The sequence below is a fragment of the Amycolatopsis sp. WAC 01376 genome, assembly GCF_003947415.1.
Classification (GTDB): Bacteria; Actinomycetota; Actinomycetes; order Mycobacteriales; family Pseudonocardiaceae; genus Amycolatopsis.
The window spans coordinates 163,130-190,028 of record NZ_QHKL01000011.1; the positions used below are offsets into that span (position 1 = coordinate 163,130).

At 69.7% G+C, this 26,899-nt stretch carries 22 protein-coding genes; 8 read left to right on the forward strand and 14 right to left on the reverse strand.

Annotated features, from left to right (window positions below; genetic code table 11):
• Nucleotides 1–83: 83 nt before the first annotated feature.
• Nucleotides 84–1,010, forward strand: a complete 927-nt coding sequence (locus tag DMH03_RS39070; protein WP_125797026.1) for a hypothetical protein — start codon at nucleotides 84–86, stop codon at nucleotides 1,008–1,010.
• Here DMH03_RS39070 and DMH03_RS39075 read toward each other — a convergent pair.
• From DMH03_RS39075 to DMH03_RS39095, 5 genes are all read right to left on the reverse strand, one after another.
• Nucleotides 985–1,851 (reverse strand): alpha/beta fold hydrolase, encoded by an 867-nt coding sequence (locus DMH03_RS39075; RefSeq protein ID WP_125797027.1) that lies wholly within the window; start codon nucleotides 1,849–1,851, stop codon nucleotides 985–987. The genes DMH03_RS39070 and DMH03_RS39075 overlap by 26 nt on opposite strands.
• The gene (locus tag DMH03_RS39080; RefSeq protein WP_125797028.1) at nucleotides 1,848–3,563 is read right to left on the reverse strand and encodes an ABC transporter ATP-binding protein; all 1,716 of its coding nucleotides are present in this window, start codon (nucleotides 3,561–3,563) and stop codon (nucleotides 1,848–1,850) included. Before DMH03_RS39080 ends, DMH03_RS39075 begins: the two co-directional genes overlap by 4 nt.
• The gene (locus DMH03_RS39085) at nucleotides 3,560–6,082 is read right to left on the reverse strand and encodes an ABC transporter ATP-binding protein/permease (protein WP_125797029.1); all 2,523 of its coding nucleotides are present in this window, start codon (nucleotides 6,080–6,082) and stop codon (nucleotides 3,560–3,562) included. The genes DMH03_RS39080 and DMH03_RS39085 overlap by 4 nt, the downstream gene beginning before the upstream one ends.
• Nucleotides 6,082–6,780, reverse strand: a complete 699-nt coding sequence (locus tag DMH03_RS39090) for a TetR/AcrR family transcriptional regulator (RefSeq protein ID WP_125797030.1) — start codon at nucleotides 6,778–6,780, stop codon at nucleotides 6,082–6,084. Before DMH03_RS39090 ends, DMH03_RS39085 begins: the two co-directional genes overlap by 1 nt.
• Before the next feature lie 421 nt (nucleotides 6,781–7,201).
• Nucleotides 7,202–10,012, reverse strand: a complete 2,811-nt coding sequence (locus DMH03_RS39095; protein WP_233611850.1) for an AAA family ATPase — start codon at nucleotides 10,010–10,012, stop codon at nucleotides 7,202–7,204.
• A 385-nt stretch (nucleotides 10,013–10,397) separates the two neighbouring features.
• On the opposite strand from DMH03_RS39095, the gene DMH03_RS39100 reads away from it, so the two are divergent.
• The 3 genes from DMH03_RS39100 to DMH03_RS39110 all read left to right on the forward strand — a co-directional run bounded on the left by DMH03_RS39100 (nucleotide 10,398) and on the right by DMH03_RS39110 (nucleotide 12,713).
• A complete protein-coding gene (locus tag DMH03_RS39100; RefSeq protein WP_125797032.1) occupies nucleotides 10,398–10,988 on the forward strand; it encodes a papain-like cysteine protease family protein in 591 nt (196 codons plus the stop codon).
• Nucleotides 10,989–10,992: 4 nt separating this feature from the next.
• A complete protein-coding gene (locus tag DMH03_RS39105; RefSeq protein WP_125797033.1) occupies nucleotides 10,993–11,745 on the forward strand; it encodes a hypothetical protein in 753 nt (250 codons plus the stop codon).
• A gap of 89 nt (nucleotides 11,746–11,834) precedes the next feature.
• The gene (locus DMH03_RS39110; RefSeq protein ID WP_233611851.1) at nucleotides 11,835–12,713 is read left to right on the forward strand and encodes an alpha/beta fold hydrolase; all 879 of its coding nucleotides are present in this window, start codon (nucleotides 11,835–11,837) and stop codon (nucleotides 12,711–12,713) included.
• Here the strand turns inward: DMH03_RS39110 and DMH03_RS39115 are convergent.
• Genes DMH03_RS39115 through DMH03_RS39125 form a run of 3 tightly spaced genes read right to left on the reverse strand, consistent with a single transcriptional unit; the run spans nucleotide 12,698 to nucleotide 15,968 of the window.
• The gene (locus DMH03_RS39115; protein WP_125797034.1) at nucleotides 12,698–14,179 is read right to left on the reverse strand and encodes an NAD(P)/FAD-dependent oxidoreductase; all 1,482 of its coding nucleotides are present in this window, start codon (nucleotides 14,177–14,179) and stop codon (nucleotides 12,698–12,700) included. The genes DMH03_RS39110 and DMH03_RS39115 overlap by 16 nt on opposite strands.
• Entirely contained in the window at nucleotides 14,176–15,024 is an 849-nt protein-coding gene (locus tag DMH03_RS39120) for an SDR family oxidoreductase (protein ID WP_125797035.1), read from the reverse strand. The genes DMH03_RS39115 and DMH03_RS39120 overlap by 4 nt, the downstream gene beginning before the upstream one ends.
• Nucleotides 15,021–15,968, reverse strand: coding sequence for a patatin-like phospholipase family protein (locus DMH03_RS39125; RefSeq protein ID WP_233611852.1), 948 nt, complete (start codon nucleotides 15,966–15,968; stop codon nucleotides 15,021–15,023). The genes DMH03_RS39120 and DMH03_RS39125 overlap by 4 nt, the downstream gene beginning before the upstream one ends.
• A 48-nt stretch (nucleotides 15,969–16,016) precedes the next feature.
• On the opposite strand from DMH03_RS39125, the gene DMH03_RS39130 reads away from it, so the two are divergent.
• The gene (locus DMH03_RS39130) at nucleotides 16,017–16,652 is read left to right on the forward strand and encodes a TetR/AcrR family transcriptional regulator (RefSeq protein WP_125797036.1); all 636 of its coding nucleotides are present in this window, start codon (nucleotides 16,017–16,019) and stop codon (nucleotides 16,650–16,652) included.
• Between the two features lie 138 nt (nucleotides 16,653–16,790).
• Here the strand turns inward: DMH03_RS39130 and DMH03_RS39135 are convergent, their stop codons facing one another.
• The 5 genes from DMH03_RS39135 to DMH03_RS39155 all read right to left on the reverse strand — a co-directional run bounded on the left by DMH03_RS39135 (nucleotide 16,791) and on the right by DMH03_RS39155 (nucleotide 21,772).
• On the reverse strand, nucleotides 16,791–17,744 hold the full coding sequence (locus tag DMH03_RS39135; protein ID WP_125797037.1) for a helix-turn-helix transcriptional regulator: 954 nt from the start codon (nucleotides 17,742–17,744) through the stop codon (nucleotides 16,791–16,793).
• Between the two features lie 94 nt (nucleotides 17,745–17,838).
• Entirely contained in the window at nucleotides 17,839–18,660 is an 822-nt protein-coding gene (locus DMH03_RS39140) for a CoA ester lyase (protein WP_125797038.1), read from the reverse strand.
• Nucleotides 18,657–19,457: a MaoC family dehydratase N-terminal domain-containing protein gene (locus DMH03_RS39145; protein WP_125797039.1), complete on the reverse strand. Its 801-nt coding sequence runs from the start codon at nucleotides 19,455–19,457 to the stop codon at nucleotides 18,657–18,659. The genes DMH03_RS39140 and DMH03_RS39145 overlap by 4 nt, the downstream gene beginning before the upstream one ends.
• Complete coding sequence (locus tag DMH03_RS39150) at nucleotides 19,454–20,608, reverse strand: CaiB/BaiF CoA-transferase family protein (protein WP_125797040.1); 1,155 nt, start codon at nucleotides 20,606–20,608, stop codon at nucleotides 19,454–19,456. Before DMH03_RS39150 ends, DMH03_RS39145 begins: the two co-directional genes overlap by 4 nt.
• 15 nt (nucleotides 20,609–20,623) lie before the next feature.
• Nucleotides 20,624–21,772: an acyl-CoA dehydrogenase family protein gene (locus DMH03_RS39155; RefSeq protein WP_125797041.1), complete on the reverse strand. Its 1,149-nt coding sequence runs from the start codon at nucleotides 21,770–21,772 to the stop codon at nucleotides 20,624–20,626.
• 86 nt (nucleotides 21,773–21,858) lie between these two features.
• Here DMH03_RS39155 and DMH03_RS39160 point away from each other — a divergent pair, with 86 nt between their 5' ends.
• The 3 genes from DMH03_RS39160 (at nucleotide 21,859) to DMH03_RS39170 (ending at nucleotide 24,992) form a co-directional block, all read left to right on the forward strand.
• Nucleotides 21,859–22,806: a LysR substrate-binding domain-containing protein gene (locus DMH03_RS39160; RefSeq protein WP_125797042.1), complete on the forward strand. Its 948-nt coding sequence runs from the start codon at nucleotides 21,859–21,861 to the stop codon at nucleotides 22,804–22,806.
• Nucleotides 22,803–23,585, forward strand: coding sequence for an alpha/beta fold hydrolase (locus DMH03_RS39165; RefSeq protein WP_125797043.1), 783 nt, complete (start codon nucleotides 22,803–22,805; stop codon nucleotides 23,583–23,585). The genes DMH03_RS39160 and DMH03_RS39165 overlap by 4 nt, the downstream gene beginning before the upstream one ends.
• 99 nt (nucleotides 23,586–23,684) lie before the next feature.
• Nucleotides 23,685–24,992 carry an MFS transporter gene (locus tag DMH03_RS39170; RefSeq protein WP_199749196.1) on the forward strand — a complete coding sequence of 436 codons (1,308 nt, stop codon included), beginning with the start codon at nucleotides 23,685–23,687 and terminating at the stop codon, nucleotides 24,990–24,992.
• Nucleotides 24,993–26,417: 1,425 nt separating this feature from the next.
• On the opposite strand, the gene DMH03_RS39180 is transcribed toward DMH03_RS39170, so the two are convergent.
• A partial coding sequence (locus DMH03_RS39180) for an HNH endonuclease signature motif containing protein (RefSeq protein WP_233611853.1) occupies nucleotides 26,418–26,899 on the reverse strand: 482 nt, incomplete at its 5' end.

Below are 26,899 nucleotides of genomic sequence, written 5' to 3' on the forward strand. Positions count from 1 at the left end.
GTGATGAAACCCGGGTGACCGTCCACAACGGACGAAAGCGAAGAGGCTGGCGTTTTCGCGCGAAAACTGCCATCGTCGAACGCGTGATCGATGTTCCTTACCGTGGCTCCGGCCCTTATTGTTATTCCCATTCCCTCGCGATGATGCTGGGCTCCGGCGCGCCGGAAATCGACGTGCTCGAAACCGTCACCGGCAGTCCGTTCGGCCTGCAACTGGTCGGCGGATCGCTGCCGTTCTTCGACGCTTTCGGCTGGGATCCCGACCTCGGCATCGGCGAGGCTCTCGACGCACTCGGCTGGAGCGCGGAAACCGTCAGCGAGCCGGATCCGGACGCCGCGTTCGCGCGGCTCGTCGAAAGCCTCGCCGTCGGCCCGGTCCTGATCGGCCCGGTCGAGATGGGGCATCTGCGCCACCAGCCGGGGATGACCGGCCCGATCGGCGCCGACCATTTCCTGGTCGCGCTCGCCGCGGACGGCGAGTCCGTCACCGCCCACGACCCACAGGGATATCCGTACGCGCGGATCCCGCGGCGGGATTTCGCCGCCGCTTGGCTCGCCGAAACCGTGGCCTACGGCAAACCGCATACGATGCGCACCGATTTCGTCCGGCACACCGTCGTCGACGACGAAGCCGCGATCGTCGCGTCGCTCCCCCGGGCCATCAGGCGGCTCGGCGGCGAGAACGACGGCGGTCTCCCGCCCGGCAGTCTCGGCAACGGCGAAGCAGCCCTCGCGCTGGCCGCCCGGATCGAGGCCGGTCCCGACCCGGACCTGCGCGGGCTGCTCGTCCACTTCGCGATCCGCGTCGGCGCCCGGAGGCAGGCTGACGCGGCGGCGTGCCTGCGCCGGATCGGCCTCGAAGACGCCGCCGCCGTCCTCGCCGCGCAGTCGCGACTGGTCGGTTCGTTGCAGTACGACCTCGTCACCGAGGACGACGCGCGTGCCGCCGAGACACTCCGGAAACTCGCCCCGACCTATGAAGAGCTCAGGCGGGCGCTGACGTCATCCTGACGATCTCGCGGACGATCACCTCGGGTTCGGTCTTCGGGATGTAGTGACCGGACCGCTCCGCGATCACGTGCCTGGCGCCGGACGAGAGACTCACTCGGTGGGCGTGGGAAGCGTTCGCCTGCGCTCTCATCCTGGCGGACATCCCGCCCTCACCGAGCCCGCCGGAGACGACGGTGAGCGGGATGTCCCCGAGCACCGGCGGATCGTGCCGCCAGAGGGCCAGTTCGTCGAGGAACGTGCGGGCCTGTTCCCGTTGGGTCCGCACCGTCCCGACGGTGAACGCCTCCCGTTCGAGGTCGCGGCGGACGTCGTCCGGGATGTCCCGCAGCAGACCGCGGAAGACGACCTTGAGCAGGCCAAGCCGCGCGAGCGCGCCGCCGAGCCCGAGCATGACGCGTTCACCGGTGCGGAAGGCGCGGCCGAAGAACACGTCCGCCGCCTCGTCGGTCGGGTCGACCAGCACCAGACCCGCGATCCGCTCCGGACGGCGCGCGGCGGCCTGCCGCACGATCGGCCCACCGGCGCTCTGCCCGGCGAGAACGTACGGTCCCTGGCCGAAATGGTCGAGGACGTCGTTGAGGTCGTCGGCCATCCGGCGCAGCGTCCGCCCGCCGGGGTCGGGGGCGCTGCGGCCGAGCCCGGAGCGGTCGTAGGCGATCGCGCGGGCATACCGGCCGACCTCCGGCTGGACCGCCGCCCAGGACGATCGGGTGGCCGCGGCTCCGGCTTCGAATACGACCGTCGGCCCAGCGAAACCTTCCGGGCCCGGATGGACCATCGCGTAGAGCCGTCTGCCGTCACGGGTGACGACCCATTCGGGTTCACCCTGCGTGTGGGTCATCGCGCGGCGATCCTCCAGCCGGTGGCATCGATCTGGCGCCGCCAGAACTCGGCGAAACGTCCTTCCCTGGCAAGGAGTTCTTCGACGGTGCCGTCCTCGGCCAGCCGTCCGTCCTCCAGGAACAGGACCCGGTCGGCGTGCCGGATCCCGGCGATCCGGTGGGTGACGATCACCCGGGTCCGCGGCACGGGATCGGCGCTGAGCGACCGGACCACGGCGTCCTCGTTCTCGGTGTCCAGCGCGCTCGTGGCCTCGTCGACCAGCAGCACCGGCGCCGGTTTGAGCAACGCGCGGGCGATGGACACCCGTTGCCGCTCACCGCCGGAGAGCGCGCCGCCCGCCTCGCCGACGGCCGTGTGTTCGAGCAGCTCGTCGACCCTGGCGAGCGTGACGACCTCGGCGACCCTTTCGTCGCTCGCCGAGGGATCCCCGGCCAGCACGTTGTCGCGTACCGAACCGTCGAACAGGTACGGCTGCTGGAAGACGACGGTGACGAGCTCCCGCCGGCCTTCCGCGGACAACCCGGCGAGATCCGTCCCGTCGGCGAGCACCCGCCCGCTGGTCGGCTGGTACAGGCCGGCGAGCAGGGCGAGCACGGTGCTCTTGCCCGAGCCGGACGGTCCGACGATCGCGGTCGTCGTCCCCGGTTCCAGGGTGAGGTCGAAATGCTCCAGCACGTTCTCGGTGCCGGGTGCGTAGCGGAAACCGACGTCCTCGAACCGGATCCGCGGCGCCTTCGCCGGTGGCGCTGCTCCCCCGGCCGGAGCGACGGGCGCGGTGAGCACGGTGCGGATGCGGCCGAGGGTGGTGGTCGCCGTCTCGATGCCGGGCGCGAGATCGCCGAGCGCGGTGAACGGTTCCAGGTAGCGGGCGATCACGACGATCAGCGCGATCGCCTCGGGCACGGTCAGATTCCCTTGCGTGGCAAGGAGAACGGTCGTCCCGGCGAGCAGGACCAAGGCCAGCTGGCCGGCGATGCCGAACAGCACCTGACCCGGGATCTGAAGGCGCAGCAGCCGGAGGGTCGCGCCGTGGTGCGCGGCGAGCGCGGCGCCGGCGTGACTGCGCGCGGGTTCCACCCGGCGGGCGGCGCGCAACGTCTGCTGGGTGCGGGCGAACTCGACGATCCGCTCGGTCAGCGTGGTGTTCGTTTCGGCCGCCGTCCGGTCGGCGCGCCGGGTGATCCGGCCGGTCGCCTGCAACGCGCCCAGCAAGACCGGGACCCCGGCCAGCGCGGCGACGCCGAGCGGCCAGGCGACCGGCAGCAGGGCCAGCGCGATCGCGATCGGCAGGAGGACCGCGCCGATGAGCGGGGTGAGCAGGTAGCCGACCAGGCCGACGAGATCGGGCGCGCCGGCGGCGATGGCCTGGCGGGCGGTCCGGGTGTGCTCACTGTCCAACCAGGACAGCCGCACGTTCGTCAGATGCTCGGCGACGTCGTGCTGGGCGTGGTCGAGCACGCCGAACCCGAGATCGAAGCCGAGCCGTCCCACGACGGCGTCGACAGCCCAGCCCGCCGCGGTGACGGCCGCGAGCACGCCCAGCCAGGGCAACGCGTCCGAAGGTTCCGCGCCGAACAGGGCACCCACCAGCGGCACGAGCAGCACGACACCGGCGGCACGCAGCAGCACCGAAAGCACGGCGAGTACGACGTATCGCCGGAACGCCGTCCATTTCGTCTCGGGGATCAGGCCCAGCAGTGTGCGGATCACGCGGTCACCCCCGCACCGGCACCGGCCTGCCAGAGGCGGGTGTAGCGCCCGCCCGAAGCCAGCAATTCCTCGTGCGTCCCGCTTTCGGCGATCTTCCCGCGGTCGAGGACCACGATCCGGTCGGCACCGGTGACGGTGTGCAGGCGATGCGCGATGACCAGGACGGTCCGGCCCGCGGTGAGCCGGTCGAGTGCTTGTTGCACGAGGTACTCCGACTCGGGATCGGCGAAGGCGGTCGCCTCGTCGAGGACGAGGACGGGGGCGTCGGCGAGGATCGCGCGGGCGATGGCCACCCGCTGGCGTTCTCCGCCCGACAGCTGGGAACCGGCACCGAGGACGGTGTCGTAACCCTGAGGCAGCCGCAGGATCCGCTCGTGGATCTGCGCGTCGCGGGCCGCGGCGACGACCTGGTCTTCGGCGGCATCGGGGACGGCGAGGGCGATGTTCTCCCGCACGGTCCCCTGCACGAGTTGCGGATCCTGCAGTACGAAGCCCACCCGGCCGTAGAGTTCGTCGGCGGCGAAGGCGCGGACATCCCGGCCGCCGACCCGGATCGCGCCCTCGGTGACGTCGTGGAACCGCGCGACCAGCGCGGCGAGCGTCGACTTCCCCGCTCCCGACGGGCCGACCAGCGCGGTCACCGTACCGGGCCGCAAGGTCAGGGACACGTCCTCCAGCACGGGAACCCCGCTGCGGTAAGCGAAACCCACCCGGTCCAGTTCCACCGTGCCGGGCTCGACGCCGTCGATGATCTTCTGTTCCACAGTGGACAGTTCGGGTTCGTCGAGGACGACCTGGATCCGGCGGGCGGCGAGCATCCCTTCACGGACGCCGCCGAGACCGTAGCCGATGCCCAGCAGCCGCGCGCCGAACGTGGTGCCCAGCAAGAGGAACGGGATCAACGTCACCGGCTCCATGCCGCCGCCCACCACCATCGGCGTGCCGGCACCGGCGATCAGGAGCAGGAAGGTGGCGGGCCGGGTGGCGAAGTCCAGCATGGTCTTCTTGCCCGTGAACGGTCGCTGCCAGTCGCCGAGGAAACCGATGTACTCGTCGAGCCGCCGCCGGAACGACGAAGCCGCGGCACCGCCGAACACCCGGATCACCGGCTGGCCTTCGAGGTACGCGCCCGCCTCCCCGGCCATCCGCTCCGCCCAGCGCATCGCCTGGCCCGTCTTGGGTCCTGATTGGACGACCATGATCGACGTCGTGACGAGGTAGACGAGGATCGGGACGAGCAGCACGAGGGCGAGCCGCCAGTCCACCGCGAACAGGTAGGCCAGCACCGCGACCGGCGCGACGACGGTGGTCGCCGCGTCGGGGACGGCGTGCGTGACCAGATAGTGGAGTGAAAGCGTGTCGCCCTGCACGAGCTTCGCGACCGTGCCCGAACCGCGGACGGTGAACCAGCCCAGCGGCAGCCTCGCGAGTTTGCCCAGCAGCCGCTGCCGCAGTTCGCGGGCGAACCGCGCGTCGGCCGCGTGCAGCCACAGCACGACCGCGGATTCGAACAGTGTGCCCACGCCCAGCAGCACGAGCGCCGCGATGCCGATCGCCCACAGCGATTCACCGCCCGCGAGCAACCGCCGGACCAGTTCCACCAGCAGCACGAAGGGCGCGAGGCGGATCAGCGTCACGACGGCCTGCAGGATCCCGGCGAAGAGCAGCGTCCGCCGCACCGGCGCGAGCAGTCGTCCGGCGGCCTGTGCCCGCCAAGCTCCCTTGGGTGCTTCCTTGACCGGCTTCGGGACTTCGGCTGCCGGTTCTTCTTTCTTCCCGCGAAAAGAACCCATGGCCCGGCCGTAGTACCAGTACGCCCGGCCGTGCACCTCGGTTTTGGGGAAGCCGAACGTGTCCCGCAACCGGGTCTTGAGATGTTTGAGCGAGCCCGCTTCCGGTGCGAGCCACGCCTGCCAGTCCGACCAGTCACGCGTCTCGATCGCCGCGGCCAGCGAAGTCGCGTCCTGACGCGGCACCCAGTGCACGGCCAGTCTCGCGTGCTCCCTCAGCGGGATCAGCCGGTCGGTCTCGTCGTGCTCTTCGAGGTACAGCTCGATCGGGATTTCGGCCGGGACCACGTCGAGGATCGCGTTGATCGCGGGGATCGAGGCGGAGTCACCGATCAGGAGGTAACCCGCAGGCGGTTCGGCGGGGACCGAAAACGACGTGGAACCCAGTGACATCACCGGAACCGTCGATCCGGGCCGCGCCTCACGCAACCACCGCGACGCTGGTCCGGCCGGTTCGTGCAGGACGACGTCGATCGCGAACGTGCCGGCTTCCGGGTCGGCTTCGGTGAGGGTGTACGCGCGCTGGAACTCCGTCGGACCGCCCTCCGGATCCGGGAACCAGAACCGGAGCCAGGCCGTCGGCTCCACGACGACGTCCTCGAACAACGTCGGCGAGACGAACCGGACCCGCACGAAACGCGGCGCCATCTCTTCTGTCCCGACGACGGTCGCTTCGTGGTCCCTTGCCCCGAAACCCCGCATCACCGCGCCTTGGAATCCGCGCGCCATCACAGTTCCTCCCCCGTGGCCGCCAAATCGGCCACCATCTCGGCGACCGGCCTGCCCGGCGGGCAGGACTCGATCAACCCGCGAATCGACGCGGTCAGCAGAAGCCGCACGTATTCGGGCCTCGGCACCTGCGGCAACGCGGCCGACGGCCCGGCGAGCCGGTCGTCACGGGACAACCGGTCGAGGACCGCCTGCCGCTCCCGGTCCAGCCCGTCGCCGTCGGCCTCCTCGGCGGCCGTGCTGTGCTCCTCGGACGCGGTCATCGCGATGGTCAGCGACGCGACGGCGCCGCTGAGCACGATCGCCGCACCGGGCTCGTAACCCCGGCGGACGAGGGCGTCGACCTCGCTGTTCAGCAGCCGCTGACCGCCGTCACCCCGCGGGAACAGCAGCTGGAGATAGGTGACCAGACCCGGGTACTCCAGCATGGAGGCCCGCATCTGCAGAGCGAAGGACAGCAGATGCTGTTCGAGGCCGTGCCGGGGATCGTCCCGGAGCCGCAGCTCGGCCAGGATGCTCTCCCCGACCAGCCGCTCGAGCCCCCACCGGCCGTCGACGTGCCGGTACAGAGCGGTCGCGGTCACCCCCAGCCGGACCGCGACCGCCTTGACGCTGAGCCGTCGCATGCCGAGCTCGCGACCGGCCCGCAGGATGTCGTCCCTCGCGATCCTGGCCGGACGACCACCGATCTTCGGCATGGCACCCCTCAACGATGGAAAGTTATAGGGGGAAACTAAGGGTCGACTTACCTCGAAGTCAAGCCCTCTCCGCCGGGCCGAGCCAAGGTGGTCGTGAGTGGCGAGGATGAGCGGTCGGCTCCTTCAGTGCTTCCGACGCCCCGGCGTCGAACTCTCATGTCGTGAAGGGCCCCTTTGAGACCTTCAACGTCTCAAAGGGGCCCTTCACGACATCCCCACGACCGCGACCACTCACGCGAGCGCCTCACTGGAGTCCTTCACGCGCCACTGTTGTGATTGCTGGTTCCTGTGGGGCGATCGTGGCGATCACCGAGTCCGTGAGGGCCTCCTTCCCTACCCTGAGAGTAGGGAAGGAGGCCCTCACGGACCTGCAAGAACCGAAACCGGCGCGCCTGAGCGACGGTGTCGGGAATCGAAACAGCTAACGTCCCGGTTCCTTAACCGTCAGCCCCTCAAGCCGCTCCTCCGTCAGCACGGTGCGCGACGGCAGTCCCAACTTGCGCAGCGCCCGTCCGATGTGGATTTCGACCGTCCGCGGCGAGAGGAACAGCCGCTCGCCGATCTCCCGGTTCGTGAGGTTCCGGGCGGCGAGCCGGGCGACTTCGAGTTCCCTCGGCGACAACGCTTCGCCGTAGCCCTTGCGGCCGCGCCGGGGCATCTCCGGATCACAGCGTCGCAGTGACCGGCGGCAGCGGAGCGCGTCCACGGCGGCGCCGAGGCTCACGTAGGCCGTCTCCGCGGTGGTGAAGGAAGCGACGGCGCGCGCCAGGTCTCCGGCTTCGGCGAAGCATCCGGCCGCGAGTTCGTCGGCGTAGGCGGCGAAATACGGGAGAGGCAGCGCGTAGTACGCCTGCGCGGCACCGAGCAGCAGATCACCGGCGGGCAGCGTTTCGCCCCGTGACTGGGTCAGCAACCCCCGGCACAGCAACGCCGACGCGTTCGCGACCGGGGCGTCCTTGCCGTCGATGCCTTGCCGGTACTCGCCGAGCAGCTCTCGTGCCTCGACGTGCTGCCCCAGCCCGAGCATGGTGCGCACGGCGAACGGCATCAGTTCGGCCGCCCAGAGCCAATTGTTCTTGCGGCGCACGGTTTCCAGACCGTATTCGGCCAGGCGCAGGGCCGCCTGGAGGTCTTTGCCCGCCTGATGGACCGCGACGCGACCAGCGTAGGCCGAAGCCTGCACCGGGACGCTGCCCGCGGAAAGCGCGAACGCCGCGTCGAAACTGCGCAGCGCCGCCGCCGGCCGGTGTTGCCCGTACTCGTACCAGCCGAGCACGAGCAGCGGCTCGGCCGCCAGTGAACTGTCCTTGTCGACCCGGGTCAGCATCGCCCGCGCCTTCTCCGCGACGCTCGCCCACTCCCCCATCGCGAGGTCCAGGCGCAGTTCCGTGCCGTCGGCCAGCGCGTCGAGATAGGGCTGGTGATCGTCGCGGATCAGCCGTCGCGCGGTCGTGAGGTACGCCCGCGCGACGGGGTAATGCCCGTTCCACGCCACCGCGTCGGCCAGGTTGATGTAGGTGCGGGCCACCTGGCGGCAGACCTCGGCCGACTCCGGCACGGGCGGCAGGTCGGCGATGTCCTGCCACACCCCCGGATCAGCGATCTGCATCCGCGCCGAAAGCCGGTTGGCGGCGATCGCGGCCAACACTCCCGCGTCGTGTTCCCCCTTGCTCATCTGCTCGGCCTGATCGAGCCAGCGGAGGTTCTCCTCCACCGGAATGGTCCCGATATGCGGCAGCGCCAAGGTGACCAATCCCCTGGCGAGCAGCGCCTGGCGCCTGCCGAGGTCGGCCGCGCCCAGTTCGATCTCGAGCCTGCCCGCGTCGACCTTGCCAACCTGATTGATCAGCACCTGCCCGAGATTGACCCGGATCTCGCCACGCGCGGCCTTGCTCAGCGGCCATTCGCGCAGGATCTCCCGCAGCAACCGGACCGTGCCCGCGTGGGCGATGCTGCGCGGAAGTTCCCTCCCCAGCCGGACGGCGAACGACTCGCGCGCGGCCCGCGGCAGCTCCGCGTCCCGCAAAGCCGCTTCGAGCAGACGGCCCGCTTCCTCGGTCCGGCCGTCTTCGATGGCGTTGTCGACCGCGACGCCGGTCCACTGTGTCCACTCGGCGAGATCGCCCGCCTGCCGCGCGTGGCGGGCGACGAGCGCCGCGAGGGGTTCGTCGTCCGCGGCGAGCCGGGCGGCGGCGCGTCCGTGCATCGCGCACCGCTGAGGCCCGGGAAGCAAGGCGTAGACGGCTTCACCGATCAGCGGACTTCCCGAGACGTACCGGCCGCGGCCGAGATCACGCAGCAGTCCCGTTTCCACGGCTTCGGTGACCGCGCCGGAGATCTCCCCGGACGGCGATGCCGCGAGAGCGTCCAGTTCCGGTTCTCCGGCAGGCGATCCCAGCACCGCGGCCGCGCTGACGGCGTCCCGCGCGGCCGGACCGATCGCCGCCATCAGCGCGGCGACCCGGCTCCGCACGACCGGCGGCACGGTCGCCGGGAGCGACTCGCCGGCGCTTGGGACCAGAGCCGTCAGATCGACGGCGATCCCGGACGTCCGCCGGTGTGCCGCCTCGGCGAAATCCGGCGCACAGCGGCCGAAGGACGCGTCCAGCAGCGTCCGCACCTGGACGGCGCTGAACGCCCGAAGCGACAGCTGCGCGACGGTTCCCGGCAGCGGCGGGAACCGCCGCGGTCCGCACGACACGGCGCTGACCACCACGCTCAGCGAAGCCGCCGGGGACGCCGCGAGTCCGCGCAGGAACTCCCACGTGTCGTCGTCGGCGGCGTGGACGTCGTCGAGCACCAGAACCGCCGGACCGCAGCCGGTCAGTACTTCGCGCACAGCCCGGAACTCCTGCTGCCGGACGGTGCCGTCGTCGGCGTTCTCGGGGAACGGCGGCAACCACGAAGACCATTCGGGGATCAGCCGCCGCAGGACGCCGGTCACCGGGGAGAACTCCGCCGCGTGGGCGGCGGCCACGGCACCGCTCCCCAGCAACGCGTCGACCAAGGGTGCCAGCCGGCACGGCCGGGTGAAGGGAACGCACCGGGTGGACCAGACCACACGCGACGCGATCCCGGGATGGGCGACCAGTTCTTCGAGCAGACGGCTCCGGCCCACACCCGGTTCACCCTCGACGACGGCGACCGACGGCGGGCGTGAGGCGACGCGCACCAGTTCGGCCAATTCGGTGTCGCGGGCCACGAACACCGATGCCGCACCGCTCGTCGGCATGCTCGGGACCATACCGATCGGACACCCGCCGAAAGGCGGGAACACGAACAGTCACCACGGGTCGCGCGCTTTCCGCTGGTCCACACCACCGGAGTCACGAGCTTCCCGCGTCGTTAACTCGATCGGGCGACGCCGACCCGCGGTGGCGCGAAGCCGCGCGGCGGTAATACGGACCCTTAGGTATTGCCTCGAACCTTGCCACGGGGTCCACCAGAGGGTGAATCTCAGTCTGTTCGCAGTGCCCCTCCGTCACTTCGTCACAGCGCAAGTCCCCTGCTCGCGCCGGTCGGCCACCCAGTCGGGTAGCCGAAGTCCCCACTTGTTCCGTCGGGTAGCCGCCCGCGCGTGTTTCGCGTTCGACCATCCAGTTAGGAGTGTTCCGACGGTGAAGATCTCATTCAGGCGCGGGCTGGCCACGGCCTGCCTCGGTGTCGCCGCGATGGTCGCCCTGCAGGCGCCCGCCGCCGCGGCGCCCGCCATCACGGCCGCCACCACGATCCCGATCAGGATGCAGGCACAGGAGAAGAGCAACTGGTGCTGGGACGCCAGCGGCAACACCATCGCCGCCTGGTGGGGGCACAGCCTGACGCAGACGAAGTTCTGCCAGGTCGCGCACAACGAGTCCGGCACGGACTGCGCGAACAACCAGGGCTACCTCAGCGACCAGCAGCGCGTGTTCCGCTGGCTCGGGTTCAGCAACGTCGGCACCTACAGCTCCTCGGGCCAGACGTTGAGCTTCGCCTCCATCAAGGGCCAGGTCGACGCGCGGCAGCCGATCGGCACCCGGATCGGCTGGCGCAACGGCGGCGGCCACATGCACGTGCTCTACGGCTACGACAACACGAACGGCGCGACGACGGTCTACTACGGCGACCCGTGGGGCTCGAGCCCCCGCTACAACCAGATGAGCTACAACGCCTATCGGTCCAACAACTCGTTCACCTGGACCCACACCGTCTACGGGATCAAGGACTGAAACCATGAAGCGAACCTTCCTCGGCGCCACGATCCTCGCCCTCGGACTGTCACTCGCGCTCGGCGGCCAGGCTTCCGCCGCCGACGCCCCCAGCGGCGCGCCCACCGCCGCCGACCTCGCCGCGGTGTCCACTGTGGTCACCAGTGACGCGACCACCCAACGGCTCGCCAAGGCGGTGTTCCCCGGCGCCGCCAAGGCGGACACGGCCATCGCGGCCAAGACCGCGAAGGCGGATCCGCGGACACCGGTGGCGGTCTACCAGCCGACCGCGGCCTTCATCGCCGGCACGTCCGCCGTCCTCGCCGAACTGGCCTACGTCGCCACACCCGCCACCCTCGGCAACGGTGACGCGGCGACCGTGTGGTCGCAGCGCGAGGGCTCGGGCTGGTCGGTCTACAACGTCGCCTCGGGTGACGTCGAAAAGCGCCTCGCGGCGCAGGTCGGCAAGGGCTACCTCCTGAGCGAACCGCAGGCGGGCGCCTGGTACGCCGTCGACGGGGACACCGTGACCGTCCTCGACGGCTCCTCGGTCGCGAAGACCGGCGAGAAGATGACGCTCGCCGCCTACCGCGAGGCCCTGCAGAGCCGCTACGGCGACAAGCTGCCCGGCTCGACCTACGACCGCACCGGTGCCGCCGGCGGTTACGGTGCCTCCCCGGTGGGCGACACCTCGGTGCCGTGGTGGCCGTACGCACTCGGCGCGGTCTTCCTCGCCGCGGCGGGCGCGGGCGTCACGCTCCGGCTCCGCAGGCAGTAAAGCGATGGGGTGCCGGGACCGCGCGGGGTCCCGGCACCCCCGCGTTTTTTCGGATGCGTATCCGGTGGTTCGACTGTGATCATGGCTGCGTGGACTTGCGCATCGACACCCCGGCCCGGCTGGGCGAAACCGAGTTACCCGACGGACGCGTCCTCGGCTGGGCCGAGTGGGGCCCCACGGACGGCGAAGTCGTCCTGATGATCCCCGGCGCGGCGACGAGTCGCCGGCTGGGGCTACCCGCGGGAGTGGTGGAGTCGCTGGACGTCCGGCTGGTCACGGTGGACCGGCCGGGGCTCGGCTCGTCCAGTCCGCTCGAGAACCGTGTCTTCGACGATTTCGCCGCGGACATCGCGTATCTCGCCGGAGAACGAGGCTTCGGGAACCCGCCGATGATCGCCAATTCACAGGGTGCCCCGTTCGCCTTCGCCTGCGCCGCGGCGGGCACGACGGGTCCGCTCGCCATCGTGTCCGGCGCGGACGAGATCGGCAGGCCGGAGTTCAGCGGAAAGCTGCCCGGAGAGCTGGCGGACCTAGTCGCCCTGGTCGCTTCCGATCCCGTCCACGCGGAAGCCGTGTTCACCGGCTTCGACCAGGACACCATGTGGCACCTGGTGACCAGCTCCGCGCCGGAAGCCGATCTCGCGGTCTACACCGCTCCGTCGTTCGAGTCCGCCTACCGCCAGGCGATGGCGGAGGCGTTCGGCCAGGGACCGGCGGGGTACGCCCGCGACACCGTACTCGCCATGGGCCGCTGGCCTTTCCCGTTGTCGTCGATCGCGGTCCACGTCGATCTCTGGTACGGCGAACAGGACCGCAGCCACTCCCCCGACAACGGCGCCACCCTCGCCGGACGCCTTCCCGATGCCACGCTCCGGATCGTCCCCGGCGTCGGTGGCGCGGTCCTGTGGACGCACGCCGTCGAGATCCTCCGCACTCTGCTCGGCCGGGACGGTCAGGCGAAGGTGTAGTCCTCGAGCGGGAAGCTCCCCGCCTCCTTGATGGCGTTCAGTGTGGAGGACGGCCGGAGCAGGGTCGCTTCCCCGTGTGGGTTGAAGTAGTAGCTGTTCGCCGGTGCGCAGTTCCCGAGGGCGAAGATCGAGTCGCCGAGGCGTTCGGTCATCCGGTCGAGGAACGCGTCGTTGGCCTCCTGCGTGACTTCGAACTCGGTCGCGCCGCGCCGCCGCATCGCGCCGAAGAGCCGGTCCATATGCCGCATCTGCGTCTCGATCGTGGTGAAATAGGACAATCCGGAGTAGGAATACGGGCTGTTGAGGGAAACGAAGTTCGGGAACTTGGGGATCGCGACGCCCTCGTAGGCCTGGAACCGATTCTCCCGCCACCACTTCCCGAGATTCCGGCCGTCGCGGCCGATGATCTCGATCGCCGGGAAGTTCGCCTCCCACAGGTCGAATCCGGTCGCCAGCACCAGGACGTCGATCTCCCGCCGTCCGCCGTCGGTGGTCTCGATCCCGGTCTCGTCGATCTTCGCGATGGACGTCGTCTCCAGGTGCACGTGGTCCTTGGTGAAGGCCGGGTAGTACTCGTTGGAGAACGTCGGACGCTTGCAGCCGAAGGAATAGCGCGGCGTCAGTTCCGCGCGCAGCCCCGGATCCCGCACCTGACGGCGCAGATGCGCCTGGCACCACAGCTTGCCGAGCCGGTTCGCCATCGGCAGCTGCTTGTAGTGCAGGACACCGGAGACCATCATCAGTTCCAGCAGCGCGGTCCCGGTCAGCCGCGCGGCCCGCTGGGTGAACGGGACGGCGGCGAACGCACGCCGGACGGCCTTGGGCACCGGGAAGTCCAGTTTCGGGCTCACCCAGATCGGGGTCCGCTGGTACACGGTCAGTTCCCGCGCGATCTTCGCGATCTCGGGGATCAGCTGGACCGCTGTCGCGCCCGTACCGATCACCGCCACCCGCTTGCCCGCGAGGTCGTAGTCGTCGTCCCAGGCGGTGGTGTGGATGACCTTGCCGCCGAACGTGCCGATCCCGGCGATGTCGGGTTTCTTCGGCTGCGAAAGGAATCCTGTCGCGGTGAGGAGGTACTTGGCGGTGACCGGCCCACCCTCGGCGAGCGAGACCGTCCAGTGCGCCTTCGCCTCGTCCCAGACCGCGCCGGTGACCACCGAGCCGAACCGCATGTATCGCCGCAGCCGGTATTTGTCCGCGACGTGCTCGGCATACCGCTTGAGTTCCGCGCCCGGCGCGAAGAGACGCGACCAGTGCGGATTCGGCTCGAACGAGTACGAGTAGGTGGCCGACGGGATGTCGACGGCCAGCCCGGGATAGCGGTTCACATGCCACGTACCGCCGAGGTCGGACTCGCGTTCGAGGATGAGCAGGTTGTCGTAGCCGAGCCGGTTGAGCTGGATCGCCGCGCCCATCCCGCCGAAACCGGCTCCGACGACGACGGCGTCGTACTGCGCGTTCATGCGTTTTCCTCCCGCTGGGTGTCCTGGTGGAGGCGGGCGCGGTAGCCGTCCCGCTCCGGTGAATCGGGGCGCAGGGCCCGGTCGTCCCGGATCAGCCGCCGGAAGGCGTTGAGCGCCGGCTCGGGTGTCACGGCCGCGAGGGTGGCGAGCGCGCCGACGTAGCCGGGCACGGCGATCTCCGCGGCCCGGGTGCGGACGGAAGCCACGACGGCGTCGGCGATCCTGCCCGGTTTCACCTTCGGGATCGGCCGCATGTCGAGCCCTGAGGCGAGGGCGGTGTCGACCGCCGACGGCAGCACGGCGGAGACGCTCACGCCGTGCGGCGCGTACTCCAGCCGCGTCGCCGCGGTCAGCCCGACGACGGCGAATTTGCTGGCGTTGTAGATCGCCAGCCCTTTGACCGGGAACTTCCCGGCCAGCGACGCGACGTTGACGACATGCCCGCGTCCGCGCTCCAGCATGCCGGGCAGGGCAAGCCGCATTCCGTGGACCACGCCGAAGACGTTGACCTCCATGGTCGCCCGGTTCAGGGCGTCGGAGAGGTCGAGGAAACCGCCGTTGGGCATGATCCCGGCGTTGTTGACGAGCACCGCGAGCGGCCCGTTCGCCTGTTCGGCGTCGCCGAGAAAAGCGGCGAAGGACGCCGGGTCGGCGACGTCGAGGTGATGCGCTGTCCCGCCGATGTCGGCGGCGGTGCGCTTCGCGGCTTCGAGGTCCAGATCGCCGATGGACACGCGCGCCCCGAGTGCGGCCATGCGTTCCGCGGTCGCGCGGCCGATGCCCTGGCCCGCGCCGGTGATCGCGACGTGTGCCCCGTCGAGGTCGAGATCCGGGTACTTGCTCATGCGCGCACTCCCTCTCGTTCGAAGGCGTCGGCGACCAGACCGGGCGCCGTCCGCAACGCCGTGGTGAGCACGTGCTCCCGCCGCCGTCCGTCCATGAAGTTGGCGCCCATGGCGGCGAGATCGGCCGGTCCCGGTTCGATCCGGACCACCCGGACACCGGCCGCGCGCAGCCGTCGCGCCTCGTCGTCCACGCGCCTGGTCATCGCCGTCCGCAGCAGGCGTTCCAGCCGGGCCGGACCGCGTGCCGGAGCCCCGCCTTCGCTGCTCATCGGCGCGACGAGCACGACCTCGCCGACGTCGTGCCCCAGCAGGAGGTCGGCCGACGTCGGGGAGACCGTCCCGCCGTCGAGCAGCGGCCGTCCGTCCACAACGGACGGTGGGAACCAGCCGGGGATCGCCCAGGACGCGGCGATCGCCTCGCCGAGGCGGGCGGGCGGTGTGTCCGGGGAGCCGAGCGCGACCCGGTCACCGGCCGGATCCGAGGCCACCAGCCAGGTCGCGGAGTGCGGGACCCAGCCGCCGGGCGCCAGCGCGTCCCCGAGCTCGCGGAGCCAGCCGGAGTCTCCCCTGCCACGAGGCAGAAGACCCGCGAGACCGGCGAGCGTGTCGACGTCCCGGCGCAGCGCGGCACGGACCAGCCCGGCCGCGGGCCAGCGCGGAGACGGCAGCGGCGGGAAGCGGTTCGGCACCCGCCGGACATGCGCGGCGACGACGGCGTCTCCACCAGGCGCACCGGCTACCGCGTCGAGGATCGCCTTCGCCGGGATGCCCGCTCCGAGCATCGCCGCCGCTTCGGCGCCCGCGGAGGTCCCGACCAGGATGTCCGCTTCGCGGGGATCCCAGCCCGCTTCGGCGTGCAGCGCGTCGAGGACGGCGGCCGTCCAGGTGAACCCCAAGGTCCCGCCGCAGCCGAGCACCAGCGCTCTCGCGGAATGACGTGTCATTTCTGGAACGGTATGTCAATTGAACGCGTCAGGCAATAAGCTGACGGAATGACGACGGAGACCCCGGTCAGCAGGGCCGCACGGAAGAAGCAGGAACTACGGCGCGAGATCGTGGAGACCGCGTTCGACTGCTTCGCCGAACGTGGCTACCACGCGACCGGGATCGCCGACATCGCCGCCCGGCTCGGCATCGGGCACGGCACCTTCTACCGGTACTTCCAGAACAAGCGGGACATCGTCGACCACGTCATCACGGACCTGGTCGAGAAGGTGGTCGGCGCGCTCGCCGCGGACAACGCGCCGGACGCGGTCAACAGCCTCGCCGAGTACCGCAAGCAGAGCGCGCGGATCGGGGACGCGCTCGCCCGCATCTTCGGCGGCGACCCGCGGATGGCCCGCTTCCTCCTGCTCGAAGCGGCGGGCATCGACGCCGAGATGCGCGAACGCGTGCTGGACTTCTACGAAACCGCCGCCGAGCTGACCGCCGGCTACCTGCATCACGGCGTCCGCCTCGGCTATCTGCACGAGGACCTGGACGTCGACTCCACCGCCCGCGCGATAAACGGCATGATCCTCGCGTCGATCCTGTCCGAACTGCGCGACCCGTCACCGGAAAGGCAGGCCACCATGAGCCGGGCGATCCGGCGGGTCATGTACGACGGGATCGCGGCGACGCCCCGCTGAGACGACCGGCCGGCCGGCCCGGTCATGACGCGCCGGTAAGCGGGGGCTGGGCCTACCGGTTGTCAGGATTCATGGAACAGGATCCGGACAACCGGGGCTAGCGGCGAAAACGCACACTCGCACCGACGAAAACGAACCTCAGGGTCTCCGCAGAGTGTTGCTCGGCGATTCACCGAAGGCGGCGCGGTACTGCGCGCTGAACCGGCTGCCGTCCAGGAATCCCCATTTCGCCGCCACCCCGGTGACCGTCGTGCCGTCGCCGGGTCCTGCGGCGCGGAGTTCCGCTCGCACCTGGTCCAGCCGGACCCGGCGCAGGTACGCCATGGGAGTGGTGTCCAGATGCCGCCGGAACGCCAGCTGCAGGGCACGCACCGAAACCCGGCAGGCACGGGCGATATCGGCGACGTCGAGGTCGAGATCCGGATTCGTCTCCAAGAACGCGATACCGCGGCGCACGGTGTCCGGGGCGGTGTCCCGCCGGTCGTACGGGTGCTCTTCACCCGCGCCCCTGGTGAAGGTGTCCAAGGCCATGGCCGCCATCAGCCGCCCCACCGCGCCGAGCACCAGCGGCCCGCTCTCGACACCCGGTTCGGAGAACAGCCCGGCCACGTATTCGACCGTCTGACACCATCGTCGTGCCTTCTCCGGACTCACCGGCTTGTACCACAACCGCTCGATCACGGCGCCGTCCTGCGCCGGGTCGGCCCCGGTGAACAACGCCAGGTCGATGCCGGTGACCTGCAGCCGCGTACCGTGCATGCGCGTCCGATAGCCGTGATCGGGATGCGGGCCGGCGAACACGTCCCCGGGGCCGAGCCTGCGGTCGTTGATGCCGTCGTCGATCTCGATTTGCCCGCCCAGCACCCGCAGCAGCACCATCCTGTCGAGTGGCTGGACGGCGATCTCCGTGGTCAGCGTGTTGTGCAGAAAATCGAGGTGCACGTCCCCGAGATCACAGCGGTTGTGCTCGAATCGGTAGTTTTCGACGCTGCCCCGGACGCGCAACCGGTTGTCGCGGTACGCCTCGGCGATCAGGGCACACGCCTGCTCCGGATCGGTGGTCGCGAACTCCGTCAATACCGGTTCGTGCATGGGACCACGCCTTCTTTCCGTTCGCTCGTAACGAAAAGTCCGCCGGCCGGAACGCTACCGCCACCCGGCGGGCCCTACCAGGGGCATATCGGCGTCATCCAGCTGGTCGGAACGGACCACCCGTGCGATCGAGGATGGCCCTGGCCCGTGCTTCGACCGGCTTGTCGACCATCTGGCCGTCCGCCACGGCCACCGAGCCGTCCCCGGCGTGCGCGATCACGTCCCGCGCCCATTCGATCTCGCTTTCCGAAGGGGCCAGCCCGCGATTCGCGGCGGCCACCTGGCGGGGATGCACGCAGAGTTTCCCGGTGAACCCGAGGGTCTTCGCGTGCTCGAGGTCCGCGGCGAGCGCGGCCTCGTCGTCGAGTGCCGTCGTGACGCCGTCGATCGGAGCCGCCCGGCCCGCGGCCGCAGCGGCGATGACGAGCGCGGATCGCGCGTACCGCAACGCCTCGTGCGAACGATGATCGACACCCAGCTGCGCGGCGAGGTCGACGCTGCCGAAGGCGGGCCGCACCACCGCGTCCGCGGCGCAGACCGCGAGCGCGTTCGCGATCCCGGCCGCCGTTTCCACCAGCGGCAGGATCGGGACTCCGGGTAGCCGCCCGGCGAGGGCATCGATCTCGGCGCGGTCCTCGGCCTTGGGCAGCATCACCGCGAGCGCGCGCCCGACGCTCGCCACATCCTCGTGATACCAACCGGTTCCGGCCGCGTTGAGCCGGACGACCGCCTGATGGCCTTCCGCCAGCCACGTCCGGACGTGTTCGCGCGCGGCCTCTTTCCGATCCGGCGCGACGGCGTCTTCCAGGTCGAGGATCACGACGTCGGCGCCGCCGGCCGCGGCCTTGGCGAACCGGTCCGGCCGATGCCCGGGGACGAACAGGAAGGTCTTCGCACTCGCGAGGAGATCGTTCATCGGCCGAGGCTCCGCACTGTTCCGGTCGCGGTCCGCCGTCCGTGGCGATCTCGGACGGCGGTGACGGTCTCGTCACTTCCGGCTTCGGCCCGGACGACCATGCCCTGATGGTCGAACAGGGGCGAGACGAGGCGGTAGTCGAAGGCCAGCGGCCCCCCAGCCCCCTGCCGCCGGGCGGCTTCGGCCATCACGAGCGCCTGCAACGGTCCGTGGGTCAGCAGCCCCGGATAGCCTTCGACGTCGCGGGCGTAGTCGCGGTCGTAGTGGATGCGGTGCGCGTTGTAGGTCAACGCGGAGAAGCGGAACAGCAGCGTCGGCGAGACGTCGATCGCCCATTCGTCTTCGGCCGCCGGCACCTCCGGCTCACCAGTGGCCACCTCGACAGGCCGGGAAGCGGCGTCGCGGTAGACGATGTCCTGCTCCTCTTCGACCACGACCTCGCCGTCCTGGACGATCTTGTGGCCGGTGACGACGAAGGTCAGCCGTCCGGTGCGGCCCTGTTTCTCCCGCACGGAAAGCACTTCCGTATGCCGGGTGGCGGGCAGCCCGCACCGCAGCGGGCCGAACGTCCGCACCCGCCCGCCCGCCCACATCCGGCGGCGTCCGGGTTCCGGCGGCGCGGGGATCGCGCCGCGCACCGGATGCCCGTCCCGGCCCAGATCGGCCTGCGCCGGCCGGTCCAGCAGATAGAACCAGTGCCACAGCAAGGGCAGGCCGTCGCGGTCCAGATCCGGCATCTCGACGCCGAGCAGCGAAGCCAGCGCCTCCGCGGGGCCGGGCAGCAGGACTTCCTTCACGTTCGAACCTCCTCGACGGCACCGAACTCGGCCCGGATCGACTCGTTGTGCGCCCCCAGCGCGGGCACCGGCCCCATGACCGGTTCCCTGCCCGCCACCTCGACCGGCGGAAGCAACGCCTCCAGCGGTCCGGCCGGGGTTTCCACCGCACGCCACCGATTTCGCGCGGCCAGCTGCGGATGCCGGGTGAACTGCTCGGGCGTCCGCAGCCGGGCGTTGGCGACCCCGGCCCGCTCCAGCAGGTCTCCGACCTCGTCCGCCGTCCGGCCGCTGAACGCTTCTTCCAGGATCGCGGTGAGTTCGTCGTCGTTGGCGACGCGGTCGTCGTTGGTCCGGAAGCGCGGGTCTTCGACGAGCACCTCCCGTCCCAGGACGTCCCGGCAGAGCACGACCCATTCCCGTTCACTTTGGACACTCAGGAAGACCTGGTCGGCACCGGTGCGGTACGGCCCGTACGGCGAGATCGACGGGTGCGCCGCCGCCGTCCGGCGCGGTGGTTCCTGTCCGTACCGGGAGAAATAGGCGGGCTGGCTCATCCACTCGCCGAGCGAGTCGATCATCGCGACGTGCAGGCTCGCGCCTTCACCGGTGCGCTCGCGGTCGTACAGCGCGGTGAGGATGCCGCTGTAGGCGTACATCCCGGTGGCGATGTCGGCGATCGAGATCCCAGCCTTGGCCGGGGTCTCCGGGGTGCCGGTCGACATCACGAGCCCGGTTTCGCACTGCACCAGCAGATCGTAGGCCTTCTTCGTCCGATATGGACCTTCCGGGCCGTAGCCCGAGATCGAACAGTGGATCAGCCGCGGACGCCCCGCGCGCAGCGTCACGGCGTCGAGGCCGAGCCGTTCCACCGCGCCGGGCGCGAGGTTCTGCACGAACACGTCGGCCCGGCCGATCATCGTGGTGAGCAACGTCCGGTCGGCCGGATCCTTGATGTCGAGTTCGACGCTTTCCTTGCCCCGGTTCAGCCAGACGAAATAACTCGACTGGCCGTGCACGGTCCTGTCGTAGTCGCGGGCGAAGTCGCCCACGCCGCGACGTTCGATCTTGATGACGCGCGCGCCGAGGTCGGCGAGCTGGCGCGAAGCGAACGGCGCAGCGACGGCCTGTTCCAGCGCGACGACGGTGATTCCCTCGAGTGGGTGGCGCATACTGCCTTCCTCGGTTCAGGACGGGATGCGGTGCCGTTCGATCAGCTGGCGCGCGATCACGCCGCGCTGGATCTCGTTGGTGCCCTCGCCGACGATCATCAGTGGCGCGTCACGGAAGTACCGCTCGACGTCGAATTCCGTCGAGTAGCCGTAGCCGCCGTGGATGCGGACCGCGTCGAGCGCGATCTCCATCGCGGCCTCGGAGGCGAACAGTTTCGCCATCCCCGCCTCCATGTCCGCGCGTTCGCCCGAGTCGTAGCGCCGCGCCGCGTGGTGCACCAGCTGGCGGGCGGCCTCGAGTTTGGTCGCCATGTTCGCCAGATGGTTGCCGATCGACTGGTGCCGCCAGATCGGCTTACCGAAACTCTCCCGTTCCTGGGCGTAGCGCAGGGAATCCTCCAACGCGGCCCGGCCGACCCCGACCGCCCGGCAGGCGACCTGGATCCGGCCGATCTCCAGGCCCCGCATCATCTGGGCGAAGCCGCGCCCCTCCACGCCACCGAGCAACGCCGTGGCCGGGACCCGGAAGTCGTCGAAGGAGAGCTCGCAGCTCTCGACGCCCTTGTAGCCGAGTTTGGGCAGATCCCGCGAGACCTGGAAGCCGGGCCCCTTCTCCACCAGCAGGACGGAGATCCCCTTGTGCGCGGGTTCGGCGCCGGGATCGGTCTTGCACAGCAACGCGACCAGCTGGGACCGGCGCGCGTTGGTGATCCACGTCTTGCTGCCGTCGACCACGTACTCGTCGCCGTCACGCCGCGCCGTAGTGCGCAGCGCCTGCAGATCCGAGCCGCCGCCGGGTTCGGTGAGCGCCATCGTCGCCCGGATCTCGCCTGTCGCCATCTTCGGCAGATAGGTGTCCTTTTGCTCCTGTGTGCCATACGTGGCAAGGAGTTTCGCGACGACAGTGTGGCCACCCATCGCGCCGGCGAGACTCATCCAGCCGCGCGCGAGCTCCTCGGTCACCAACGCGTAGCACTGGGCGGAGACCTGGGTCTCGCCCCAGGGCTCTGGCACGGCCAGCCCGAAGACGCCCATCGCCTTCATCTGGTCGATGAGCTTCTCGGGATAGGTGTTCGCATGGTCGAGCTCCCGCGCGACGGGCCGGACCTCGCGATCCACGAACTCGGCCACGAGCGCGACGATCGCGGTCTCTTCCTCGGTCATGTGATTATCATGAGCGATGATGAGACGGTATGTGAAATACCGAATCATGATAGGCGCATACCGCACCGCGATGCGAAGGGACGACGGTGGACTTCAAGCAGCTCAAGGCGTTGGTGACGGTCGCCGAGGTCGGCAGCGTGACCCGCGCGGCCGAGCTGCTGCACCTGGTCCAGCCCGCGGTCACCCGGCAGATCCGCACCCTCGAACAGGAGCTCGGGGTGCCGTTGTTCGAGCGGACCCGCCACGGCATGCGCCCGACCGAGGCGGGCGCGACCCTCGTCGAACGTGCCAGGCGGGCCCTCACCGAACTCGACCGGGCCCGCGCCGAACTGGCCCCGAAACCCGGCGTGGTCACCGGGATCGTCACGGTCGGCCTGCTGGAAAGCGCCGCCGAACGGCTCGCCGCACCGCTGACGACGGCCGTGCTGCGCGAGCATCCGGGGATCGAACTGCGGCTGCTCACCGCGTACTCGGGCCATCTTCAGCGGTGGATCGACGACGGCGACGTCGATCTGAGCCTGCTCTACAACCTGACCAGTACGCCGTCGCTCAACGTCCGGCCGCTGGTGCGCGAACGGCTGTGGGCGGTCGCTCCCCCGTCGGCCGGGCTGGATCCCGCGCGGCCCGTCCCGTTCGCCGAGGTGGCCGCGCATCCGCTGGTGATGCCGTCCGAGGGTCACGCGCTGCGCACCCTCATCGACGGCGCGGCCCGTGAGGCGGGTGCCGACACCGAGGTCACCGTGCAGACCAACGCCATGACGCTGCAGAAACGGCTCGTGCTCGGCGGGCACGGCTGGACGATCCTGCCCGGCATCGGCATCGCGGCGGACGTCGCCGACGGCACCCTGAGCGCGGCCCCGGTCTGCGAACCGGAGGTCTGGCGCACCGTCGTCCTCGGCATGCCAAGGACCGGTCGCGTCACGCCCGCCGTCGACGCCGTCGCGCGGGCGCTGGTCCAGCAGATCCACCGGACCGTGCACGAGGGCGAGTGGCCCTCGGCCCGGCTTTGGGACGACCGAACAGGAGAAGGATGAGCACGCTCCCCCGCACCGGCCACGCCGTCGCCGCCGAGGGCACCCGGCTGGCCTACCAGTGGCACGGCACGGGCAGGCCGCTCGTACTGCTGGCCGGGCAGGCGAACGACCACACATGGTGGGACCGCACACGCGGAGACTTCCCGAGCACGATCACCATGGACTACCGCGGCACCGGAGCCAGCGACGCGCCCGATTCCGCTTACACCACACCGGGTTTCGCGGACGACGTGATCGCGGTCCTCGACGCGCTCGAAGTCCCCGAGGCGGACGTCTACGGCACCTCGATGGGTGGCCGGGTCGCGCAGTGGGTCGCCGCGCGGTACCCCGAGCGGGTGCGCCGGCTCGTCCTCGGCTGCACCTCGCCGGGCGGCACGCACGGTGTCGAGCGGTCGAACGACGTGCGGCTGGCGCTGGCCCGGCGGTCCTCTGTGGAGGCACGGGAGACGCTGGAGGATCTCATGTACACACCCGCCTGGCGAGCGGCGAATCCCGGCCCGTACCGGGTGCTGGGCGCGCACGGCATGCCGCCGCACGCGGTGCGCGGGCATCTCGTCGCGAGCAACACCCACGACGCCTGGGACGCGCTTCCGGAGATCACCGCACCCACCCTGGTCCTGCACGGTGACGACGACCTGCTCGCACCGGTGGCGAACGCACCGTTGCTGACGGAGCGCATTCCCGACGCGCGAATGCATCTCTTCGCCGGAGCGCGGCACGCGTACTTCGACGAGTGCCGCCCCGAATCGAGCGACCTGGTGGGCGACTTCCTGGGATAGCCCATGCCGGCCGGGTATGTGTCCATCGCGGATTTCTATTTCTCAACCGCAGGGATCACAGCTCATGATGGTCGGCATCCCGGAGCGAAGGAGCTTCCCTTGCCGCACAAGAAATCCGGCGTCGTGGCGAACGTGGTCCGCGGCTGTCTCGGCAACCTGGTCGAGTGGTACGACTGGTTCGTCTACGCCTCGTTCAGCATCTATTTCGCGGCCAGTTTCTTCCCCGAGGGAAATCTGACGGCCCAGCTGCTGTCCACGGCCGTCGTGTTCGCCGTCGGTTTCCTGATGCGCCCGCTCGGCGGCTGGCTCCTTGGCCTCTACGCGGACCGGTTCGACCTCCGGGCGGCGCTGACCCTGTCCGTGACGTTGATGAGTTTCGGTTCGCTGGCCATCGCCGTCACCCCCGGCTACGCGTCGATCGGCATCCTCGCGCCGGTGATCCTCGTGGTCGCCAGGCTCGCGCAGGGCCTCTCGGTGGGCGGCGAATTCGGTTCGAGCGCGACCTACCTGTCCGAGATCGCCACCCCGCGGCGACGCGGGTTCTACTCGAGCTTCCAGTACGTCTCGATCACCGTCGGGCAACTTTCGGCGCTGCTGGTGATGATCGTGATGCAGTCGCTGCTCACCGAAGCGCAGATGTACGCGTGGGGCTGGCGGATCCCGTTCGTGCTCGGCGCGATCGCCGGGCTCGTCGTGATGTACCTCCGCCGCAGCATGATGGAATCGGAACACTTTCAGCGCTCCGCCGGCTCGCCTTCGCGCGGCGGCCTGCGGGTCCTGCTGCGCGAGCACCGCCGCCAGGTTCTCGCCGTGCTCGGCCTCGCCATCGGCGGCACGGTGGCGTTCTACACCTTCACCAGCTACCTGCAGAAGTACATGGTGAACACCGCAGGGATCCCCAAGCCGACCGCTTCGCTCATCGGTTTCGCCGCCCTGTTCCTGTTCATCTTCATGCAACCCGTCGCCGGCGCCCTTTCCGACCGCTGGGGCCGCCGCCCGATCATGTTCGGCTTCTCCATCGGCGGCATGCTCCTGACCGTGCCGATCATGACCCTCGTGGGCAGGACCGGGAATCCGTGGGTCGCCTTCCTGCTCATGATCACCGCCATGGTCTTCCTCAGCGGCTACACCGCTTTGTCGGCCATCATCAAGGCGGAGATGTTCCCCACCAACGTCCGCGCCCTCGACGTCGACCTGCCGCACGCCCTGGCGACCGCAGTGTTCGGCGGGCTTTCCGAACCGATCGCGCTGGCTTTGAAGCAGGCAGGGCACGAGAGCGTGTACTTCTGGTGGGTCACGGGGTGCATCGGGCTGACCTTCGTCGCGACTTTGGTGGTGCGAGAGCCTTTGCGTCGGTCCTCTTTGGAGGTTGAGGTGCAGCCTGCTCGGGATTCTGTTGTGGGGTGAGGTTCTTTTGGTGGTGGTCTGTTGCTGCTTTGCTTTGCTGCGTGACTGGGCTGTGGCCGGATTTCGGCAATGAGACGGAACTGTCGTGGGTCTGACGCACAGGGGTTCAGCACATGGGACCCCGCGACGACCGCCACCGGCGGGGAGGTCTCACGGGGAGGCGTAGCCGTATTTCGGCGACGGCCGCCTTGTTCGGGGCACTGTCGCGTTGGGATCTCGCTGCGAGACCTGGACCGTGGTCGAATTTCGGCCATGAGACAGAACTGTCGCCGCACAGGCCTGAGGGCGTGGTGGCCATATTTCGGCAACGACTTGCCCGGCATCGAGGTGCCGTCACCTTCAGAATCCACGTCAAGACCCGGACCGTAGCCGGATTTCGGCAACCGTCGCAGCCCAGACGTGCAAGGGTGCAGCACGCAGGAACCTCCGCGACCGCGGAGGTCTATTGAGGGGTAAGGCAAACGTGTCGCGTCTCGGGCGAGACGGTGGGCTGGGTGACGCCGCACCGCACTCGCGTGCTCAGACCCGGAACTCGCGTGTTTGTAGACGTAACTCGCGTGTTTAGAGACGTAACTCGCGTGTTCAGACTCCGCACTTACGATTCGGCATCCAGACACGCGAGTCACGTCCCCCAGCACGCGAATCACGCCTTACCGACCGGCCGCCGAGGCCACAGCCGCCCCACTGTCACCACGGATCACATCTGACGGTAGCGAAAGCCTCCTTCCCTACCGTCAGAGTAAGCAAAGAGGCCCTCACTACCAGGAGAACGCGACGCAGGAGCGACTCTAGCCCCGCGCCACGACACGGTTGCCTTACCCTCAAAAAGAGGGAGTCGTGGCCGTTCTTCGGCAACGGCCGTCCCGCTGGGAGCTCCTGGCGGGCCCTGCCCATCGCCGAATTCCGGCAACAACAGTGGCCGTTCCAAAGATTCTGTAAAGCGGAGTCGCCAACGACCAGTCGGCCGTCAGGACGCAAGATGGTTGTCGTGCAAGGATCCGCACCAAAGGAGGCCGTTGCCGATTTCCGGCAACAGCTCAGAACGGCGGAGGTTCCTCGACCACCCGAGGTTCGTGCAGGGGTGGCGAGTTGTCGTACCTCTGCCCCGTCGGCGTGGTGACCGTTAGAGCGGTGTCCGGGGCAAGCCGGTAAATCCAGCCGGAACCCACGCCAAGGCGCAGACCGTAGCCGGATTTCCGCAGTCGTGGCCGTTCTCCGGCGACGCCCACCCAAATTTCGACGCACCATCGCGCTAGGAGGCCACGGCGATCCCTGCCCATCGCCGGATTTCGGCAACGGCAGTGGCCGTTCCGAAGATCCCGTAAGAGCGGAAACGTCAAGCAAAGGATTCGGCCACAGGACTCAAGATGGCTGTCGTGCAAGGATCCGCACCAAAGACAGCCGTTGCCGTTTTCCGGCGATGGTTCAGAACGGTGGTGGTTCGTCGGCCACCCGGGGTTCGTGCAGCGGCGGAGGCGAACTGTCGTAGCTCTGTCCCGTCGGGGTGGTGACGGTGAGGGTGCCGTCTGGGGCGAGCGAGTAGACCCAGCCGGGTTCGTCTTTTAGTCGATGGTCGCGGCGGCACAGGTCGATCAACTCGTCGGCGTTGGTGTGGCCGCCGAATTGCCACGGCACCACATGGTCAAGGTCGCAGGCCTGGGCGGGACGGTGGCAGCCGGGTCTTCGGCATTCACGATCCCGCACCCGCACGAACTCGCCCACCCCTGCCGTGGGCCGATAGCGGTCCCGGCCCAAATCCAGCACCTGCCCTGAGAGCGGGTCGGTGATGATCCGCCGCAACACCGTATCCGGCCCACCCGCGATCTCCCGCGCCAACGACGCCGGGATACACCCATGCCCGGCCAGCTCCGCCGGGTCCTCGTTCGCGCCGAGATAGGTCGCCAAAT

Coding starts and splice junctions, on each gene's coding strand:
- DMH03_RS39075 (WP_125797027.1), bottom strand. CDS start 1,851: ATGACCCACACGCAGGGTGAACCCGAATGGGTCGTCACCCGTGACGGC.
- DMH03_RS39085 (WP_125797029.1), bottom strand. CDS start 6,082: ATGGCGCGCGGATTCCAAGGCGCGGTGATGCGGGGTTTCGGGGCAAGG.
- DMH03_RS39090 (WP_125797030.1), bottom strand. CDS start 6,780: ATGCCGAAGATCGGTGGTCGTCCGGCCAGGATCGCGAGGGACGACATC.
- DMH03_RS39095 (WP_233611850.1), bottom strand. CDS start 10,012: ATGCCGACGAGCGGTGCGGCATCGGTGTTCGTGGCCCGCGACACCGAA.
- DMH03_RS39105 (WP_125797033.1), top strand. CDS start 10,993: ATGAAGCGAACCTTCCTCGGCGCCACGATCCTCGCCCTCGGACTGTCA.
- DMH03_RS39115 (WP_125797034.1), bottom strand. CDS start 14,179: ATGAACGCGCAGTACGACGCCGTCGTCGTCGGAGCCGGTTTCGGCGGG.
- DMH03_RS39120 (WP_125797035.1), bottom strand. CDS start 15,024: ATGAGCAAGTACCCGGATCTCGACCTCGACGGGGCACACGTCGCGATC.
- DMH03_RS39125 (WP_233611852.1), bottom strand. CDS start 15,968: ATGACACGTCATTCCGCGAGAGCGCTGGTGCTCGGCTGCGGCGGGACC.
- DMH03_RS39130 (WP_125797036.1), top strand. CDS start 16,017: ATGACGACGGAGACCCCGGTCAGCAGGGCCGCACGGAAGAAGCAGGAA.
- DMH03_RS39135 (WP_125797037.1), bottom strand. CDS start 17,744: ATGCACGAACCGGTATTGACGGAGTTCGCGACCACCGATCCGGAGCAG.
- DMH03_RS39140 (WP_125797038.1), bottom strand. CDS start 18,660: ATGAACGATCTCCTCGCGAGTGCGAAGACCTTCCTGTTCGTCCCCGGG.
- DMH03_RS39150 (WP_125797040.1), bottom strand. CDS start 20,608: ATGCGCCACCCACTCGAGGGAATCACCGTCGTCGCGCTGGAACAGGCC.
- DMH03_RS39155 (WP_125797041.1), bottom strand. CDS start 21,772: ATGACCGAGGAAGAGACCGCGATCGTCGCGCTCGTGGCCGAGTTCGTG.
- DMH03_RS39165 (WP_125797043.1), top strand. CDS start 22,803: ATGAGCACGCTCCCCCGCACCGGCCACGCCGTCGCCGCCGAGGGCACC.